General features: G+C 51.4%; 18 protein-coding genes. 9 read left to right on the top strand and 9 right to left on the bottom strand.

Going from position 1 to position 19,241, the window contains the following annotated elements:
• Window positions 1–6: 6 nt before the first annotated feature.
• From CRO74_RS00500 to CRO74_RS00490, 3 genes are all read right to left on the bottom strand, one after another.
• On the bottom strand, window positions 7–975 hold the full coding sequence (locus CRO74_RS00500; protein ID WP_097124057.1) for a sugar phosphate isomerase/epimerase family protein: 969 nt from the start codon (window positions 973–975) through the stop codon (window positions 7–9).
• Between the two features lie 156 nt (window positions 976–1,131).
• Entirely contained in the window at window positions 1,132–1,731 is a 600-nt protein-coding gene (locus CRO74_RS00495; RefSeq protein ID WP_097124056.1) for a YceI family protein, read from the bottom strand.
• 70 nt (window positions 1,732–1,801) lie between these two features.
• The gene (locus CRO74_RS00490) at window positions 1,802–4,414 is read right to left on the bottom strand and encodes a TonB-dependent receptor (protein ID WP_097124055.1); all 2,613 of its coding nucleotides are present in this window, start codon (window positions 4,412–4,414) and stop codon (window positions 1,802–1,804) included.
• Window positions 4,415–4,668: 254 nt separating this feature from the next.
• Here CRO74_RS00490 and CRO74_RS00485 point away from each other — a divergent pair, with 254 nt between their 5' ends.
• The 3 genes from CRO74_RS00485 (at window position 4,669) to CRO74_RS00475 (ending at window position 7,024) form a co-directional block, all read left to right on the top strand.
• Entirely contained in the window at window positions 4,669–5,736 is a 1,068-nt protein-coding gene (locus CRO74_RS00485; protein WP_097124054.1) for a sensor histidine kinase, read from the top strand.
• Window positions 5,733–6,497 carry a LytR/AlgR family response regulator transcription factor gene (locus CRO74_RS00480; protein ID WP_097124053.1) on the top strand — a complete coding sequence of 255 codons (765 nt, stop codon included), beginning with the start codon at window positions 5,733–5,735 and terminating at the stop codon, window positions 6,495–6,497. Before CRO74_RS00485 ends, CRO74_RS00480 begins: the two co-directional genes overlap by 4 nt.
• Window positions 6,498–6,703: 206 nt before the next feature.
• Window positions 6,704–7,024: a heavy metal-binding domain-containing protein gene (locus tag CRO74_RS00475; protein ID WP_097124052.1), complete on the top strand. Its 321-nt coding sequence runs from the start codon at window positions 6,704–6,706 to the stop codon at window positions 7,022–7,024.
• A 113-nt stretch (window positions 7,025–7,137) separates the two neighbouring features.
• On the opposite strand, the gene CRO74_RS00470 is transcribed toward CRO74_RS00475, so the two are convergent.
• A complete protein-coding gene (locus CRO74_RS00470; protein WP_097124051.1) occupies window positions 7,138–8,670 on the bottom strand; it encodes a P-loop NTPase family protein in 1,533 nt (510 codons plus the stop codon).
• 217 nt (window positions 8,671–8,887) lie between these two features.
• Between CRO74_RS00470 and CRO74_RS00465 the strand changes: the two genes are divergently transcribed.
• Complete coding sequence (locus CRO74_RS00465) at window positions 8,888–10,681, top strand: IPT/TIG domain-containing protein (protein WP_097124050.1); 1,794 nt, start codon at window positions 8,888–8,890, stop codon at window positions 10,679–10,681.
• Window positions 10,682–10,705: 24 nt separating this feature from the next.
• Here CRO74_RS00465 and CRO74_RS00460 read toward each other — a convergent pair whose 3' ends face one another.
• Window positions 10,706–11,638 (bottom strand): 2-hydroxyacid dehydrogenase, encoded by a 933-nt coding sequence (locus CRO74_RS00460; RefSeq protein ID WP_097124049.1) that lies wholly within the window; start codon window positions 11,636–11,638, stop codon window positions 10,706–10,708.
• Window positions 11,639–11,791: 153 nt separating this feature from the next.
• On the opposite strand from CRO74_RS00460, the gene pdxA reads away from it, so the two are divergent.
• From pdxA to CRO74_RS00435, 5 genes are all read left to right on the top strand, one after another.
• Complete coding sequence (gene pdxA, locus CRO74_RS00455; protein WP_097124048.1) at window positions 11,792–13,471, top strand: 4-hydroxythreonine-4-phosphate dehydrogenase PdxA; 1,680 nt, start codon at window positions 11,792–11,794, stop codon at window positions 13,469–13,471.
• Between the two features lie 95 nt (window positions 13,472–13,566).
• Window positions 13,567–14,454 carry a YicC/YloC family endoribonuclease gene (locus tag CRO74_RS00450; protein WP_097124047.1) on the top strand — a complete coding sequence of 296 codons (888 nt, stop codon included), beginning with the start codon at window positions 13,567–13,569 and terminating at the stop codon, window positions 14,452–14,454.
• Window positions 14,455–14,492: 38 nt separating this feature from the next.
• Window positions 14,493–14,696: a hypothetical protein gene (locus CRO74_RS00445; RefSeq protein ID WP_097124046.1), complete on the top strand. Its 204-nt coding sequence runs from the start codon at window positions 14,493–14,495 to the stop codon at window positions 14,694–14,696.
• A 23-nt stretch (window positions 14,697–14,719) separates the two neighbouring features.
• The gene (locus CRO74_RS00440) at window positions 14,720–15,142 is read left to right on the top strand and encodes a PIN domain-containing protein (protein WP_097124045.1); all 423 of its coding nucleotides are present in this window, start codon (window positions 14,720–14,722) and stop codon (window positions 15,140–15,142) included.
• 23 nt (window positions 15,143–15,165) lie between these two features.
• Complete coding sequence (locus tag CRO74_RS00435) at window positions 15,166–15,801, top strand: DNA-3-methyladenine glycosylase (RefSeq protein WP_097124044.1); 636 nt, start codon at window positions 15,166–15,168, stop codon at window positions 15,799–15,801.
• Between the two features lie 143 nt (window positions 15,802–15,944).
• On the opposite strand, the gene CRO74_RS00430 is transcribed toward CRO74_RS00435, so the two are convergent.
• The 4 genes from CRO74_RS00430 to CRO74_RS00415 form a co-directional block, all read right to left on the bottom strand.
• A complete protein-coding gene (locus CRO74_RS00430) occupies window positions 15,945–16,148 on the bottom strand; it encodes a hypothetical protein (RefSeq protein ID WP_097124043.1) in 204 nt (67 codons plus the stop codon).
• A 473-nt stretch (window positions 16,149–16,621) separates the two neighbouring features.
• On the bottom strand, window positions 16,622–18,181 hold the full coding sequence (locus CRO74_RS00425) for an ABC transporter permease/substrate-binding protein (protein WP_097124042.1): 1,560 nt from the start codon (window positions 18,179–18,181) through the stop codon (window positions 16,622–16,624).
• On the bottom strand, window positions 18,174–18,908 hold the full coding sequence (locus CRO74_RS00420; RefSeq protein WP_097124041.1) for an ABC transporter ATP-binding protein: 735 nt from the start codon (window positions 18,906–18,908) through the stop codon (window positions 18,174–18,176). Before CRO74_RS00420 ends, CRO74_RS00425 begins: the two co-directional genes overlap by 8 nt.
• Entirely contained in the window at window positions 18,905–19,186 is a 282-nt protein-coding gene (locus tag CRO74_RS00415) for a DUF427 domain-containing protein (protein WP_097124040.1), read from the bottom strand. The genes CRO74_RS00420 and CRO74_RS00415 overlap by 4 nt, the downstream gene beginning before the upstream one ends.
• Between the last annotated feature and the right edge of the window lie 55 nt (window positions 19,187–19,241).

Below are 19,241 nucleotides of genomic sequence, written 5' to 3'. Positions count from 1 at the left end.
GTCTGGTTAAGCCAGTATCTTTTTCAGGTTGGTAATGCTGGTCGTGATGCTTTCAATACCCTGCGGGGCCATGTCCTGCTCCACGAAGAAGTATTTCAGACCGGCTATTTTGGCTGCTGAAAACACCTTTTTAAAATCGACCACGCCGTTACCCACTTCGGTAATCGTTTTGTTGTCGTCCTTAATATCCTTGATGTGCCAGAGCGGGAACCGGCCCGGCTGCTCTTTAAATAAAGCCACGGGGTCTTTACCTGCTTTGGTGGCCCAGGCAAGATCCAGCTCCATTTTCACCAGTTCTTTATCTGTTTGAGAAAGAATGAGTTCATACGGGGTTTTACCACCATCGACGGGGTCGAACTCGGTAGCGTGGTTGTGGTAAGCAAAGCCGATACCGCCTTTTTTGGCTGCTTCGCCCGTTTTCTGGAATACCTCGATAGACTTGTTGATATCATCAATTGTGCCGACGGGTGTGCTGGAACAAACCAGATACGACAGCCCACCTTCATTGGCCTCATCGACCAGTTGCTGGTAGTTATCGCGCAGGTTGAGCATGGGCGGCATTTTGGAGAAATCCATAGCCGGGCGGGGTGGTGTACCGGCAGGAGGTGCACCGGCGGCACCGGCGGCACCGGGTGGTGTGGGACGTGGCCGAAATGGTGCGCCACCGGCATGGTGTGCCCGCCAGGTCATACCCAGATCACTAACCAGTTTCCGGAACTCTTTGGCCGAATACCCATAATAACCGCCAAGCGTACTAAACGCCGACTCTACTTCATTGTAGCCCGCAGCCGCTACTTTTGCCAATGTCCCTTTGGGGTCCTCATTCATTGGCTTAAACAGCGTAAATAACTGAATACCAATCGGGTATTTAGGCGCTGCAAGAAAAAGATTGTTTGCACCGGCAAGCGTTGGCAGAGTGAGGCCGCTAAGCGTTAGCGCACCGGCATCATGCAGAAAATGTCGTCTTGTTGTCATAAAATCAAGTAAATAAGCTTGGGAGATAGTTGGTCCGGCAGAAAGGTATTTTGTAGTATTCAACGATTGAGATGTTGACCACCAAACGGGTATCCGCTGGTGGTCAACGCTCCGGTTAACAGAGGAAACTAAGTAGAGTCAGTCAATTCGGCTTACTTATTTTTTTTCGGCAACAGCGGCATCCTGTTTGGTAAACTCGCCGTTCACTTTGAGTTCAATTTCGTCGCTCACTACCACAACCGGAATGGTACCCACGCCGAAATCAGACCGCTTTATGGTGCCACTCGCTTTAAAACCCGCTTTTTCCTGCTCTTTACCGCCCATACCTTTCATGGCAACGGGGCCAACCATGATCACATTGAGGGTTACGGGTTTCGTAACGCCGTGCATCGTCAGATCACCAACCAGTTTGTACTGTTTTCCCTCTACTTTTTTGAACGACGTGCTCTTGAATGAGAGGGATGGAAATTTGGCGGCATCAAAAAAGTCGGGGCTTTTGAGGTGACCATCCCGGCGCTCGTTGTCGGTATTAATGCTGTTCACATCGGCCGTTAGTTCAAACGTAGCATCCGACAAATCGGCTTTTGCTGAGTTGATTTTGGCATCGAACGTTTTGAAATTACCGTCCACATCAGACAGCAGATTGTGCGTAAGCGTAAACCCTACCCGAGAGTGAGATTTATCAACAGCCCAGGTTTGCGCGTAAGCAGTGGACAAGCTAAGCAGAGCAGCAACGGAGAATACGAGTGATTTCATGCGTGTTTGAGATTGGTTTGTGAAAAATTAAGTGAACTATCTAAAGACTACGTTATCCGGACAAGTAACGTTAGCGGGGCCGACCACCTGCCGGGGCCGCTGCGGGTGCCGCCTGTGGTTGACCACCGCCATCGCCGTCGCCTTTTACGTCGTCATTGCTCACCGAACGGCCTTTTTTACGGGGGGCTTCGAAGGTCATTTTGCCGATCCGGTAAGAGAAAGTCACCTTTACGTTTGAGTTGTACAGGTTGGTAACACTCACCGACGACAGCGTTGGGGTGTTCAGGGTGGTACGCATGGTTACCCCACCCCCGAAGTTCTCAGCCGCCAGCCCAATACTGCCCCGCTTGTTGGCTATATCTTTCCGAACACCCACCGAGTACATGTAGAAACTTCCCATCGTGCCCTGCAACTGGGGGTTTGGTCCCCGGAAAAAGCTGAACACCTGCGCACTCCACCCTTTATCGAGCTGGAGCTGGCTCATAAGCCGCCCGCCAATGCTCACGCCCGAGTTGTTGATGGCAATCGACTTCCCGTCGGCACCCGGCGTCAGGCCCTGCATGTACACGTAGTAGCCGTCAATACCACCGTTGACTGTCCACTTGGACGTGATGCTGGTATTGAAAAAGATGTTGGTACCAATGGTGCGCTGTACGCCAATGTTCTGAAACGTTGTGATGATTGCCCCGGCCAGCGTGTCGGAGGGTATCCGGATCTGGGAAATGCCGTTGTTGGTCAACCGCCCGAATACCGACGCATTGATGTACGTTTTTTTGACGGTGGAGCTTAAGCTCAGTTCAACATTGTCCGTTAGTTCGGGGCTCAGGTTCGGGTTACCCACCATAATCATCTGGGGGTTGGCCGTGTTCACGTTCGGGTTCAACTGTTGTAAGCCCGGCCGCTGAATCCGGCGATTGTAGGCGGCCTTCACGGTCGTTCCGCCCTTCAGGCTTTTCGATACGTTGATGCTCGGCACCAGATTGCTGTAATCGGGGATATTCAGGTTCGTATTTTCGTTTGCTTTGGCCGTAATACCCGTGTGTTCGTAGCGGGTGCCAACTTTAAACGTGTATTTGCTGGGCGTTACGTAGGTGTACGAAATATAACCCGCGCCGATGTTCTGGTTGTAGAGCAATGAGCCCGACGGATTTGTCGGATCAAAAACCAGTTCACCCGTGCTGCCGCCTAGCTGGTACTGAAACCGGCTATCGACCTGGCGCATGATGGCCTTGGCCCCAAACTCCAGTAATTGATTTTTGCGGATGGGCGTCTGGTAGTCGGTCTGGAAGGTAAACTCCTGGTTGGTGTTGTTATTTAGGTTACGCTGACGGCTGGTGAGTTGGCCCGTTTGGCCAAGAATATCGGCATAGAAGTTATTGGTCAACCCCGTGCGGCTGTATTGTGTGGAGATCGACCATTCCTGCTGTGGCTTGAAGGTTCGGATGTAATCCAGGTTCATATCCACCGAGTTGGACAGGTCTTTTCGGTCCACATCGCGGTTGGTCATATTCAGCAACGTTTCATTAACGTAGGTGTTCGTCAACTGCGTTTGCTGCTGAATGAAATTTCGGGTACCGAACCGAACGTTAGCCGACAACGACTGATCCTTGGCCAGATCGTAGTCCATACCCAGCGTATACTGACCAAAGATGGGCTTGTCGAAAGCCGTGCCCTGCTGGCTCGTTCGCAATGACCGTCCGTTTACCTGCGTAGTCTGGTCCAGTGTGGACGACGCTCCGTTATATCCGGCGCGGCCAAAGCCACCCAATGTGATGCCCAGTTTTCCCTGCCGATAAGACCCGTTCAGGCCTAGGTTAGAGGCTCGCAGCCCGGCCCCGGCATCCACGTTCAGCGTCAGCCCGTGTAGGGTGTTCTTCTTGGTAACGATGTTAATGATACCGGCGGCCCCTTCGGCATCGTATTTGGCCGACGGGCTCGTGATCACCTCAACCGACTTGATCATGTCGGCGGGAAGTTGCTTGAGGGCATCGGCCACGTTAGCGGCTACAATCGTCGATGGTTTGTTGTTGATCAGCACCCGGATATTCTGGCTACCGCGCAGGCTGACGTTTCCATCCAGATCGACCGACAGCATGGGCACCCGCTTCAGTACATCCGACGCATCACCCCCTTTGGCGGTTATGTCTTTGTCGGCGTTGAATACGAGTCGGTCCACTTTTTCTTCAATCAGTGCAGCCTGGCCTGTTACCACCACTTCGCCCAGGGTACGCACATCGGCCGGGAGTTTTATGGAGCCCAGGTTAAGATCTGTGCCTTTTACAACGGTGACCTTCTGCGAGTCGCGGGTTTTGTAGCCAATAAACGAATACTGAAGCCGGTAATCGCCCGGTGCCAGTTTGGTCATCGTAAACTGACCTTTGGCATCGGACGTGGTTCCGTCGATGGGCTTGTTCGTGACTATATTTATGAGGGCAACGGTGGCAAATTCAACGGGTTTCCCCGTTGTCGAATCGACCAGAATCCCGGCTATTTTACCGTTTCCTTTTGGGGTATCTTCGGCCACACCCGTAAATTCTTTTTTACGGCGATTGTCTTGTCCGCCAAAACCGCCGGGGCCGCCTGGCCCGCCCCCCGGAGGGCCAAACTGGGCGTAGGTGAGCCCGGGCAGAATTAGGCTCGTCAACATTCCTATATGGAGCAGAAGAAGGAATTGTTTTTTCATTGTCAGTTGTATCGGTAAATAATAGACCAAAACAACACCTATTCCAGCAACCATAAAAACACAATAGACCGCTGGGGTATAAACGTCGACAGAGACCCGGTTTTAACCGATAGAATCGAACCAGGGGATACTAACGGGTACGATGAGCTATCTATCGACTGAAACAGGCTCACTATCGGCGAATTCGGGTTAACCAGCGATTGACGGATGGGGAGATTAGAATTTCATGTAAACTTGTGGCTTATCAAGCAATTATGGCTGCTACCCTGTTTTCACGCCGGTATGTCCCGCTCCTGAGCCATGTATTAGGCTGGGGCTTGCTGGGCTATCTGCTTTTCTTTTCACAGTCCTTTGGTTCAGAAATACGGCTCCCTACGGTGTTCTGGATTCGGCAGGGCATTTTCTTCTGCCTCATGGTGGGCATGTTTTATCTGAATCTACAGGTATTGGTACCCCGGCTGCTATTGCAGGACCAGCGAAGCCGCTACATACTTACCCTCACCGGTGTTATCGTTTGCATATTACTCATCTTGTGGGCGGTCGAAAGCTGGTTTAACCTGCCGGTTCTGGTACATAAAGCGTTTCACCCCGATGGCAAGGGGCGTCCCAGAGTATACGGCTGGATTCAGCCGAACATGTTCACAATTTTACTGATGCTGGGCATGAGTACCAGCCTGTCGCTGCTCCAGAAATGGCAGGCCGACGCGAACCTGAGGCTGGCACTGGAACAGGCAAAAACAACCTCCGAACTTTCTTTTCTGAAGGCCCAGATCAACCCACACTTTTTCTTTAACACCCTCAACAATATCTATGCCCTAACCCTGCTGGATGTAGAAACCGCCCGCGAAGCGTTACACCGGCTTTCGCGCATGATGCGGTACGTACTCTATGATACCCAGTCCGGCACAACACTGCTAAGCAAAGAATTGGCTTTCGTGGGCGATTACATTCAACTCATGCAGCTGCGGTTAACGGACAAAGTAACCGTTACGCTTACCCCCCCCAGCCCCCTGAACGACCGGCCCATTGCCCCCATGCTCCTGCTTCCCTTCGTGGAAAATGCCTTTAAACACGGCGTCAGCGCCCTGCATTCGAGCCAGATTCATATTAGTATCCGGCAACAGCAGAATCAATTAATGCTCGATGTTCGAAATACCCTGTTTCTGGACAAATCGCCGTCGCTCGAAACGGGCAACGGTATTGGCCTGACCAACACTCGCCGACGACTCGACCTGCTCTATCCGGGCCGTTATGCGCTACAGATCAACGAGCAAACGCCCGCCGGCGAATACCAGGTGCAACTAACCCTCGACCTCTCATGAATCTCACCTGTATTGCCGTCGACGATGAACCGCTGGCCTTGGGCCTTGTTTGTGCTTTCATCGAAAAAACGCCATTTCTCCAGTTGGCCGGTCGCTACAGCAGCGCTGTCGAAGCTCTGGAGGGGTTGTTATCCGGCCCTCCCGTGAATGTAATTTTTCTGGACATTCAGATGCCGGACTTGACCGGTCTGGAGCTGGCCCGCGTGCTGGAGCGGAGCAACCGGGGAGCGCATATGACACGAATTGTCTTTACAACGGCTTTCGATCAATTTGCGCTGGATGGATTTCGGGTCGATGCACTGGACTACCTGCTGAAGCCGTTCAACTACGAAGAATTTTTACGGGCAGCGAGTAAAGCCCGGCATTTTTTTGACCTGGTTCAACGACCGGAGCCGACTCCGGCGGTTCAGATTCTGTCTGCCCCCAGCGAAGTGTTCGACGATTACCTGTTCCTCAAAGTAGAATACCAGTTGGTTCGCATTGCTTACAACGACATTCTTTACATTGAAGGGCTGAAAGATTATGTGAAAGTATACCGGCAAAGTGAGCCGGATAAACCCTTGTTATCGCTGACGAGTTTGAAGGCTCTGGAAGAAAAACTACCGGCCAGTCAGTTCATGCGGGTCCACCGGTCGTTCATTGTGTCTTTACAGCGGATCAGTGCATTTACCCGCAACTCCGTCCAGATTGGCTCTGTGGTTATACCGGTCAGCGATCAATACAAAGATGTGTTCAGCCAGTTTATTTCCCGCTGGCTTTAACGATAACGAACATGCAAGGGGCTTTATAAAGCAATAATTTGGGGTAGAGGACTACCTAACGATATATTTCGGCTCATTATCGACAAGTTATATGGAGTTAAACTTATACCGGGTGTTCGTTCAAACGAACAACTGCCTAACTTTACGAGGCAGAGGCAGTGATCAAGCAAAGTGATCTGCCCACTATAACTTTAGCACGTCGTCCCATGCTCGTAACTACTACCTCAAACATAGAGGGGAAAACTATTAAAAAATACGTAGGTCTAGTCAATGGAGAGGCCATTATCGGAGCCAACCTTGTCAAGGACTTTTTCACCAGCATTAAAGATGTAGTCGGTGGCCATTCGGGCGCTTACGTACAGGCACTGCGCGAAGCAAAAAGTATTGCCCTCAAGGAAATGATCGATCAGGCGACCCGGTTGGGTGCAACCGCCGTAATAGGCGTTGATCTGGATTACCAGACCATTGGCGGCAACGGCTCCATGCTGATGGTTAGTGCCAACGGTACTGCCGTTGTGGTAGAATAAATTCCCGGCTCTACGAACTGCGAAAGGCCGAATGGCCTTTTTTTATGCCCCTACGTAAAGTGATAAAGGCGAGCCATGTGGCTCGCCTTTATCACTTTACGTTCGTTTACAGACTAGAACCGGTCGTCGTCCTCATCTTCTTCCTCCCCACCAAAGCTGGTGCCGGGGTTGAACATCGACCCAAGCAGGTCTTTGAACGACAGGCCGGTATCCATGGCTTTCTTGCCAACCAGCGAATGTTCAGCCAAACCATGCAGGGCGAACTCCATCATAAATAGCTTTTCAGTTTTGCCCAGACGCGGGTGGAAACCATCAACCAGATCGTCGAGACCGTCAATGGTACGGAGCCGGGCTTCGTAATCGCGGTTCGATAAATCATTGAGAAATTCCATCGTGTTGCCATCGCCAAACCAGTCCGTAACTTTCTTGTACGGATTACCGCGCTTATCTTTTTTGGCTTTTTCAGGATTTGGGAAATAAGCCAGAAACTGGTTACGGATCGCTTTACCGATCAGGTTTTGGGCCACAATCACCGGTCCTTCCACTTCGCCTTCATATACCAGCTCGACTTTACCGCAGATGGCGGGAACAACCCCGTAGAGGTCAGAGACGCGCACATACGTCTCTTTTTCACCGTTGATCAACGCCCGCCGTTCGGCCGAGGACAGCAGATTCTCGTAGGCCGAGATAGTCATCCGGGCCGATACGCCACTTTTTGAGTCGACGTATTCGCTTTCGCGGGCTTCGAGCGCTACCTGTTCGATTAAATCAGCAACCAGGTCATTGGTTTTCACCATGCCTTTCTGCTCGGTTTTTACAACGGCTTCCTGCAACGTAATCTTCTTTCCGATTTCGATGGATTTCGGATAGTGGGTCACAATCTGGGAATCGATCCGGTCTTTAAGAGGAGTTACAATGCTGCCCCGGTTAGTATAATCTTCCGGGTTTGCGGTAAACACGAACTGAATATCGAGTGGCAGACGCAGCTTAAAGCCTCGAATCTGAATATCGCCCTCTTGCAAAATATTGAACAGCGATACCTGAATACGTGCCTGCAAATCGGGCAGTTCATTGATCACGAAAATACACCGGTGCGAACGTGGAATCAGTCCGTAGTGAATAGTCCGCTCATCTGAGTAAGGCAGTTTAAGCGTAGCTGCTTTGATGGGGTCCACGTCGCCAATCAAATCGGCTACGGAAACGTCTGGTGTGGCCAGTTTCTCGGTGTATCGCTCGCTGCGGTGCATCCAGGAAACAGGCGTCTGATCCCCCTTCTCGGCAATAAGGTCGATGGCAAACCGGGACAGTGGCTGCAGTGGGTCGTCATTTAATTCCGACCCGGCCACAACGGGAATATACTCGTCCAGCAAATTGACCATCAGCCGGGCAATACGCGTTTTGGCCTGTCCCCGAAGGCCCAGCAGGTTAATATGGTGCATCGACAGGATGGCGCGTTCAACGTCGGGGATAACCGTATCTTCGTACCCCCATATGCCCGGAAAAACGACTTCTTTTTCCTTAATTCGGTCAATCAGATTATCCCGAAGTTCCTGTTTAATTGAGCGGGTTTCATAGCCAGCGGCTTTAAGTTCGCCGAGCGTTGAGATTGTCAGTAATTTTGATGCTTTCAGGCTGCGGTAGTTCATTCGATAATTCTTAGTGAAGAATGTGGAACGATACGTGTAAATTGAGAATTAGTGGCTAACTTAATTAACTCCCCTCTCTATTTCTGCATATTGATGGCTTCTACACGAATCACACTTCATTAGGTCTAACAGGCTTTCTGGAGAAATGGTTTTTGGATGGTCAAATTGACTAATTTTACCGATTATGCACCGGAATGACAACTCCGGTTGTCGTTTTATGAAATCAACATTACGAGTTTTCTTTTCGCTTAGTATCCTTCTTGGGTTTTTTGGTTGCCGGGTTCAGCATAGCCCGCCAGAGCTGGTTAAGATCTCTGTCAATCAGGCTTACGTAGATCAGTCCATCACACTGTCTGGCTATCAGTTCGGTACGGACCCTACGGTTACATTTGGGACAGCGACCTCTGCTGTTAACGCGCCCATTGGCAGCCACGACGAAACGTCTATTCAACTGCTGGTACCCAGAGTGGCACCGGGCAAAACCCAGATTCGTGTTCAGACGAAGGAAGGCAGCTCCGATCCACTCCCCTTTACGGTGCTTCAGCCAGCCCCCATTGTTACCGCCATTACCCCAACAAATGGGCTTCCCGGCACGCAGGTTGTTGTTACGGGCGACTACCTGAATCAAATTCGACGAATTCGATTCAACGATATTGACGCCATAATTAATGATAGTACGGCCCGGAAACTGACGATTACGATTCCCCCAACCGTACCCAGAGGACCGCAGGCATTTATCGTTGAAACATCCGCAGGTACGGTTATCAATCGATTCGTTATCGCCGGAACGCCCCAGATTACCAGCATAAGTCCAACTAAAGCCAAACCAGGGGCGGAGTTAGTCATTCTTGGGAAGAACTTCACCGATGGAACGGTGAGCATTAACGGGCTGGCTCCCGATAAAGCCCTGACGACCATAAAAGATACCGAAATCCGCACCATTATTCCTCAATCAGCCACATCAGGACTGGTGCGGGTGCAGGTTTTTGAGTCATTGATAGCCACCAGTACCGACACACTGAAACTCTTCCAGCCTCCTTTTATTACACACCTGATGGCTCAGGACGGCGCAGCGGGCGAAAAGCTAATTGTAGAAGGTCGAAATTTTCAGGAAATTTCGACCGTGTCGATTGGTAATGTGTCCGTGCCGTTTCGGATAATTAACGCAACGCAACTGGAAGCTACCGTCCCGGCCTTACCTACATCCGGGCGAGTATCGGTAACCGCCACCGGTATCGGCGGCACCACAACGGCCACAGACCCGTTCTTCTTTTTCCTGCCCCCCTCCAATCTGACCTTCACGCCAGCCCGGCAACTACGCGGACGCCCGCTAACGGTATCGGGCAATAATTTATATCGGATTACCAGCGTCAGCGTTAGCGGGATTACGGTACCTGTAACCAGCCGTAATGAGGGCTTCGATCTGCTGATTGGCATCCCCGAAATCGCCGTTAGCGGTCCAATTACGGTAACCAGCCGCGCAGGTACCACATCAGCCCCGTTGGTGATCGTTCAGAAAGCGGTCGTTTCAGACATCCTTCCGTTAAAAGCCCGCCCCGGCGAGCGGGTGGTTCTCCGGGGGGACTTTCTGTTGAATGCCTCAATCCTATTCACGGGCTCCACGACGCCTGCCGCCGATGGGGGTAAGAAAGAGGATAAAGAACGCTGGGTGCTGGTGCCGAACGACGCCCAGACGGGACCATTGCGGGTAACGAACGAAACGAACGATGCGACCACAACGGCCCCGTTTACCGTTCTACGGCTCATTAATAACATCGACTTCACACCTAAATCGGGTAAGGTTGGCGACCAGATCGTCCTGACTGGACAGAACCTGGCCACCGTTCAGGAGATTCGATTCAGCAACGGAACGTCCACACCGGCCGCTTTTGTGCTGGAAGGCGCAAACCTCCGGGTCACCATTCCGGCCGGAGCCATTACCGGGCAAATCTGTCTGACCAACGAAGCCGGAACGAGTTGCAGTAGTTCAAATTTCACGATAACCCGGTAGGTAGAGACAACGCATGCGTTGTCTCTACTGCATCTGCCTTACCAATACCTCATTGATTCTGACATAACTTTCGTGCGTCCAGCCGGCAACGTGCGGAGTCAGCACCACCCGGTCCGACTGGCGGAGGTAGTCGAATGCCTGTTGCTGATCGGGCGTGAGTTTAGCCAGCTTCTCATTTTCCAGTACATCCAGACAGGCTCCGCGAATTTTCCTGCTTTCCAGCCCACGAACGATGGCGGACAGCGACGCGATTTCCCCACGTGCAATATTGATGAGATAAAACGGTTTGCTGAATTGGGCAATAAAGTCGTCGTTGATCAGCATACGTGTTTCATCGATCAGCGGGATGTGCAGGCTGAGTACGTCCGCTTCGGCTTTGATCTGCTCCAGAGAAGCTTCTTCGGCATAAGCATTGCCATAGTTGGTCAGGAATTTGTCGTAGGCCAGTACGCGGCAGCCAAAGCCGCTCAGCCTTCGGGCGGTCGCCTGTCCATTGTTGCCGTAGCCAATAAGGCCCACGGTCAGGCTACCGAGTTCATAGCCCCGGTTACCCTCCCGATCCCATGTACCCTGCCGCACTTCACGGTCGGCTTTCAGAATATTGGCAAGCAGGGCAAGCAGCATACCAACCGCGTGTTCGCCAACGGCATCGCGGTTTCCTTCGCCTGCATGGAAAACGCGAATATGCCGCTGCTCGGTTGCAGCCAGATCAATTAAGTCAAGACCGGCACCAGCCCGGCCAATGAAACGAAGCTTGGGTGCCTGGGCCAGCAGCTCTTCATCTACAAAAGTTTTGCTTCGGATGATTAACCCATCGAACGGCGAAAGGGCGGCTAATAAGTCAGCCCGTGTAATTTTAGGCTGATAATCATAATGATAGCCAGCCTGATCGAGCATGGCAAAAAGCGACGGGTGCATCTCGTCGGCAATGAGAATAGACAGTTGATTCTGGGACATCCGTTGTGTTTTCGTAACTTGCAGCAAATACAGTGAAAAATGAAGAATGAAAAGTGAGGAGTAAACACGTATTTGGTTTATTCCGTTTGTTCGTCACTTTTCATTCTTCATTTTTCATTATCTGCTAACTCTTGGCGAAACTACAAAAAGTGCATGGAACAACGCCAATCCGACGATTCGAATCCAACTCGTACAAATCCATCTGATGCGCCAGCTCCAGACGTTCAACCGCGTGCTACGCAGGCTAATGAACCTGAGCCTACGCCACCGCAAACGGGTAATCAACCCGCTGGCAATCGACAAGACAATCCGCAACGGAATAATCGCAATGGCGAACCACGCAATGGCGAACCACGTAACGGAGAACCACGTAACGGAGAACCACGCCCCGAGCGAAACCGCGATGGCGGACCACGCGATGGCGGACCACGCGAGGGTGGCCAACGGGAAGGGAGCCGTAATCAACGCGATAACCGGCAACAGCAACCTAAAAACGGTGTTGATGACAAGGCAGCTACGGCAAACGGAGCCAACATGACCGAAAGACCCGAGCGCGGACAACGGCCCGGCCAGCCCAACCAGCAGCGACCTAAAAATCAACGCGACGGACAAGGGCAGCCGGCCAATGGGCAGAATAGTCAGCGACAAGCGGAAAATCGCCAGCGCGACGAAAATCAGAACGAACGCAGCCGTCCGGCTAGCGATAACCGAAACGGGCAGCGGAGCTCTCTGGCACCAGAACCAGGCCTGGCACAACGGGAAGACGGTAACCAACCCGCGCAATTGGCTGAGACGAATAGCCGGGGCGAGCGATTGGTCATCGGCATTTCGCTGGGCGACTACAATGGCATTGGTCCGGAAGTAATTCTGAAAGCGTTGCAATACAATCGGCTACAGAAAATCTGCACACCCGTTATTTATGGGTCTATGCGGATTCTGAACCGCTATCGCAATCTACTGAATCTGAAAGACTGGAACCTTAATGGTGCGCAGACGGTGGGCCAAATCAGTCATAAGCTGACGAACGTTATCACATGCTGGCCCGATCAAAATCAGGATATTCAGCCGGGACAGGTAACCGCCGATGCTGGTCAGGCAGCCCTGGCGTGTTTGCAACGGGCGGTCGACGATTTGAAAGACGGCAAGATCGATGCCCTCGTTACGGCACCGATCAATAAAAATAACATCCAGTCCGACGAGTTTAAATTTCCGGGGCATACGGAGTATTTGGCCCAGGAGTTCGGAGTTCAGGATAATCTGATGTTCCTGGTTAGCCAAACCTTGCGCGTAGGTGTTGTAACTGGGCACGTACCACTGGGACGTGTTCGGCAAAACATTACCCGCGAACGAATTGCGCAGAAGTTAACCCTTATGATGCAGTCACTGAAGCAGGATTTTGGCATCGAGAAACCAAAGATTGCCGTGCTGGGTCTTAATCCCCACGCGGGCGAAGAAGGCCTGCTGGGAACGGAGGAGAACGACATCATCAAGCCGCTCATTGCCGACTGGCGCAACAAAGGGCAGTTGGTTTTTGGCCCCTACCCCGCCGACGGTTTCTTTGGTACCCGCGCTTATTCCAAATTCGATGCGGTGCTGGCCATGTATCACGATCAGGGATTGATTCCATTCAAGGCCATTGCGTTTGAAGAAGGCGTCAACTTTACAGCAGGTATGCCTGCTGTACGGACCTCGCCCGATCATGGCACAGCTTATGATATTGCGGGCAAAGATCTTGCCGACGAAACCTCCATGCTGCAGGCTATCTACACCGCTATTGATGTAGCCCGAAACCGCAAAGAGTTCGTCGAACTGGAAGAAGGAGCTTTAAAATGAGTTATTGGTTAGCAGGTTCTTGAGTTCACGTTCCGGCAACTTCATACCTAAAAGCGAATAACCAACAACTTAACAACTACTAACTAATTCAACGAATGCTTAAATCAATGACCGGCTTCGGCAACGCAACGGTGGAGGCTGGTGGCCTGTCGGTAACTGCAGAAGTTAAAACCCTGAACTCTAAATTTCTGGATATTTATTGCCGCATGCCCCGCCAGTTTTCCGATAAGGAAATTGAACTGCGGGCGCTATTAACCCATCAACTGGAGCGCGGCAAAGTGGAGCTTTCGTTGAACCTGACCCGCACCAACGCCATTCGGCCGGGAGTTACCATCAATCGCCCGCTGGTGGCGGCTTATGTAGCCGATGTGAAGGAAACCGCCAATACGATGCTGATGAGTATTTCGGACGGCGATGTGCTTCAACTGGCCCTTCAGCAACCCAATGCCTACCTCACCGAGTCGACAGACCATTCGGCCGATGTATCAGATTGGGAAACGGTACTTCAAGCTGTAAAAGAAGCTATTCACCGGTGTGACGGGTTCCGTAAACAGGACGGAGCGGTGCTGGAAAGTAAATTTCAGGAATATATTCAGATCATTACCGACCGGCTGGCCGACATAGAAGAGCAGGATGTAAAACGGATGCCCGCCGTGCGCGACCGGATGCGGAACTCGGTGCGTGAACTACTAGACAACGAATCGTTCGACCACAATCGCTTTGAACAGGAGCTGGTCTATTACGTCGAGAAATTCGACATCTCGGAAGAGAAAGTCCGGCTCAAAAACCACCTCAGCTATTTTCTGGAAGTGCTGGCAACGGAAGAAGCCAACGGCAAAAAACTCAATTTCATCTCTCAGGAGATTGGCCGTGAAATCAATACCATCGGCTCCAAAGCCAACGACTCATCCATCCAGCGGTTTGTGGTACAGATGAAAGACGAGCTGGAAAAAATTAAGGAGCAGACGATGAATGTGATCTAGATGTTTCTCGTTTCATAGGTAATCAAAACAGCATTCGTATGGAATTTACAGTAACTGTTGACCCGGAAGTAATTGATGTATTAGGGGCAGATCAGGTTAGCGCATTTTTGAACGATGCGGCTACCAAACTCAAGCTCAAAGTTGCTGCTCAGGAAGCCTTGGCCGACATAGACTATTTCGATGAATTAGTGAATGAGTCAGAGTGGAAAAAGGCGCGCCAGCAAGTTTGGGAGCAACAATAACATTACTAATCCGTAACGACTAGATGCGCTTTGTTTTCGATGCCAACATACTGATGGCTATCCTGATTGGTGGACGGGCTTTTCACAAAGTTATTCTAGCATCACTGGACGTAATAACGCCTGATTTTGCCCTCATCGAGCTTGACAAATACAGTGAAGTCATCGTCGAGAAGTCAAAATTGGATTGGCCAGCGCATCTTCAGTACGGTCACTTTGTTTCTTCAAAACTGACGGTTGTACCCCGGTATCTGGTTGAACCAGAAAACGTAGAAAAAGCAACCCGACTTATTGCCGATATTGACCCCAAAGACATTAGTTATTTAGCATTAGCGATTCAAACTGATTCCGTATTAATTACCCGAGATAAACCAATTGTTGAAGCGGCTCGCCGGAGGGGATTTCGGCGAATTTTGCTTTACGATGAGTTCTTAAAACTCTACAGTTAAGACTGTGGGTCTTTCCAGCTAGTATGCAAAAACTCCCATCTGACTTCTATCAATCCCACAGCACCCTTACGCTGGCTCAGTTGCTATTAGGCTGCGAACTGGTACACGAATCGGCGGAAGGCGTTACGGCGGGGATCATTGTCGAAACAGAAGGTTACCTAACCGACGACCCAGCCTGCCATGCGTACCGTAGGCAAACTACCCGCAATGCAGCTATGTTTGGACCGGCGGGCACGCTGTATGTCTACCAGATCTACAACCACTACAACTGCATAAATGTCGTAACCGGGCCGGAAGGCGTTGGCGAAGCCATATTGATTCGTGCCCTCGAACCCACAGAAGGCATCGACCTGATGGGCCTCCGCCGAAACGAAGCGTTTAAAACGGGCTTCGAGCGGTATCGGAGTAACACCATCGACGCCACAACCGCCGATGGGCAGCGCAACCTCGCCAACGGTCCTGCCAAGCTGACCATTGCGTTGGGAATCACCAAGAATGAACACAACGCATCGTCTCTGACCACAGGCAATATCTACATTCGCGGCCCAGTTTTACACGACTTCGACATGGTCACGACCACGCGCATCGGCCTGACCCACGGCACCGATCTACCGTATCGATACTATATAAAAGGAAATAAGTTTGTGAGCCGGAAGTAATTGAGAAAGCGGTTTGCTGTAGCCTGGACGGCCACGTCCGGGAAGACATAAACTCATTTACTCCCGGACGTGGCCGTCCAGGCTACAGGAGAACAGGCTAGACCGAACCGTTTAATGAGATGAAACTGGACTCTTGAACAGGTTCATAATTTAACTCCGATTGACTCCGTTGAGTCATCATCTTTCTCCTTCACCTGTACTAGTTCAATTTTGACATTATTTTCTGGATAACGTTCTTTGCTTTGAGAAAGCACAGGACCTGCGCCATTGATGCCGATACCGCATAAGGCCAGAATAATGAGACATACCAGACCCATTAGCTTAACAAGCTTTTTGACTCGTTTCATGAGCGGATAATAGAGATTTGAAGCTGCGTTAGCGCAGCGTAATAAGAGAAATCAGGAAAGCATAACAGCCAGATCGGCAGGATGGGAATTAACTTAACGCAACGAGAGAGCAATCTGAAGCGTCAGCGGGGGTAGTTTTGCGCTGAACAAATTTAGCGGCTTGTACAAGCGGAATCTTTCGGCGGCAAGCACTTGCTATTTCGGCATTAATCAACTTATTGTAAGCCAACAAGCTTTTTTGTAGGGAGAGTTGGCAAGTAGAGCCATACGATTTTAAGCACGTGCGTTCAGGTTTGCTTCGTTGAATAGCCTCCTGCCTATGCGTACTACACAACTCCGTTCGAGTCGTTTGCTTTAATCGATTTACATTGGCATAATCACCTCCCAGACAAGCAAAGAGGCTACATAACAACGCCACGACAAGCAGTGCTCTTCGTAGTGTAAATACCTGTTTGGGAAGTGTTTTTGTCATGTCAGTTTTTGCCAAGGTATGTCACTAAATCGCCAATCGACTGAATGCCTGCTTGTCGGGCCTGTCCCCGTCGCATCATCAGGCAATAGCTGTTGTTGAATCCCAGCGGCTTCAACCAGGTTAGTTGGTATTTTTTCTGAAACTGCGTTCGGCAGAACTGATAGACTGAATCGGATTGCATTGGTACTGTTTTTAATACAGCCGCAGTTGGCTGTAAAACAACCAGCAAGCCCGTTCCGGTGTATTCCGGATAGAAGTCAATGGCCCCGGTGCGGAGAGCGTCGAAACAAATTTGCGTACCGCCGAGGCCCGTTTTGGTCACCAGCCGAAGCTGCGTCTGGCCTTCGATCAACTGCCGGTAAATCTCTGCCAGAATGTACTGCTCCGTAAATACTTTAGACCCCATCACAACGGTTTCGGTTCGATTGCCGGGTGCGGGCATTTTATATAAGCCTGATTGGCGTAAAAAATCTCTCGCTACATTTTCCGGTGCTTCTTTCTTAAAATCGACCCGGTAGTTCAGCGCTGTCATTACCGAATCGGTCAGCTTACCCGCTAGTAAATTCAGCGTTAGCCCCAGGTCGGGGTGCCGGTCGAGGGCGGCCTGCCGAACGACCGGAGCCGCATCGTAGGGCGGAAAAGCGTGTTTAGGATCGGCCAGAACCAGCAGGTTGAAGGCGTTGATGCGGCCATCGGTCGAGTAGCCGCTGATGATGTCGACCTGATTTCGATGAATGGCTTCGTACATCAGATTCTGGTCGATGAGCCGGGGGCGTAGTTGCAGCCCGTACGTTTTCTGCAAACCCGGATAGCCATCGGCACGACCGTAAAATTCGTGCGCAAAACCCGCCACAAGCTTATCCTGACGACCCGGAACCAGATAAAACGCCGACAAAAACGGAACCAGCACCACAAACGCCAACGCCCCAACGCGCATCTTTTTCCCGGATAACTGTTGCAAACGCGCCAGTCCGAAATCAAAACAAATGGCTAGTAAAGCAGCCGGAATAGCGCCGGACAGCATCATATTGACGTTACTGAGGGCAATACCACTAAAGATAAACTCGCCCAGCCCACCAGCTGCTACATAGGCCGCCAGCGTGGCAACACCTACGTTGATCACCGTTGCCGTCCGGATGCCGGCAAAGATGACCGGCAACGCCAGTGGTAATTCAACTTTTGTCAAAATCTGGTTTTGGGTCATGCCCACACCACGGGCCGCTTCCTTTATCAACGGGCTAACTTCGGTAATTCCTACAAACGTGTTGCGAATAATGGGCAGCAGCGCATACAGGAACAACGCCACCAGCGCCGGGCCAACACCAATGCCCAACAGTGGAATCAGGAAACCCAGCAAGGCTACACTCGGCACTGTCTGCAATACACCCGCAACGCCCAGCACACCGTTTGCCAGCCGGGTTTTTCGGGCGATAAAAATCCCAAGCGGCACACCAATCAGCAACGCCAGTAATAGCGAAACGAACGTTAGCCCGATGTGGGTCAGCGTTTGCTCCAGTAACTTATCGGCGTGGTCGCGGACAAAGGCAAAAAAGTCAGTCATTCAGCCGGTGGGGTTTGTCGTCCAGAAAGTCCCGTACAAAATCAGTAGCGGGGTTATTGAGCAATTCATCCGGCGGGCCAATCTGCACAATCTGCCCTTTATCCATCAGGGCAATGCGGTCGGCAAGTTCGAGGGCTTCGCTGACATCGTGCGTAACCAGCACCACCGTAGTTTCGCGGAGTTCATTCAGCCCGAATAACTCCCGCCGAACGTGTTTTCGGGTAAATGGGTCGAGGGCGCCGAAGGGTTCATCCATCAACACGACGGGCGGATTGACGGCCAACGCCCGTGCCAGCCCCACCCGTTGGCGCTGTCCGCCACTCAGTTCAGCCGGGTATCTATTGAGGAGTGAAACGGGCAGTTGAAGCTTCTCCATCAGTTCGCGGGTGCGGTCCTGAATTCGGATCGTATCCCAATCCAGTAATTTAGGCACCGTAGCAATGGCATCGGCAACGGTGTAATGGGGAAACAGGCCACCATCCTGAATGACGTAGCCGATACGCCGACGCAACTCCGGCCCCGGCTGCTGCCGCACATCAATACCATCGACGCTAATTAAGCCGCTTGTGGGCTCAATCAGGCGATTGATCATCTTGAGCGTTGTGGTTTTGCCGCATCCGCTTGTTCCGAGCAACACCAGCGTTTCGCCCGGCGCAACCGTCAGCGACACGTCGTTAACCGCCGTATGCGACTCAAAGCGTTTGGTTAATTGCCGAACTTCAATCATTCGACGATCTGAACGCCTTTCCAGAAAGCAACCCGGTTTTGAATCTGGCTGGCGGCTGGCTTTGGCTCGGGATAATACCAGGCCGCATCCGGGTTAGTTTTCCCATCCACGGTCAGGCTGTAATACGACGCCAGTCCTTTCCAGGGACAGGTAGTATGCGTGTCACTATCGACCAGAAATTTCGCTTTGACCGAATCTTTCGGGAAGTAGTGGTTATTTTCAACAACGACCGTATCGTTACTTTCGGCGATGGTTTCGCCGTTCCAGATAGCTTTCATGAGTCAGTAAGGTTTAAAAGGATGTAACGCCGGTTCTGCACAGAACCGGCGTTTG

Source organism: Spirosoma fluviale (assembly GCF_900230225.1).
GTDB classification, from domain to species: domain Bacteria; phylum Bacteroidota; class Bacteroidia; order Cytophagales; family Spirosomataceae; genus Spirosoma; species Spirosoma fluviale.
Note: the sequence above shows the minus strand (reverse complement) of the source record. Positions and strands in the feature narration are given on the sequence as shown.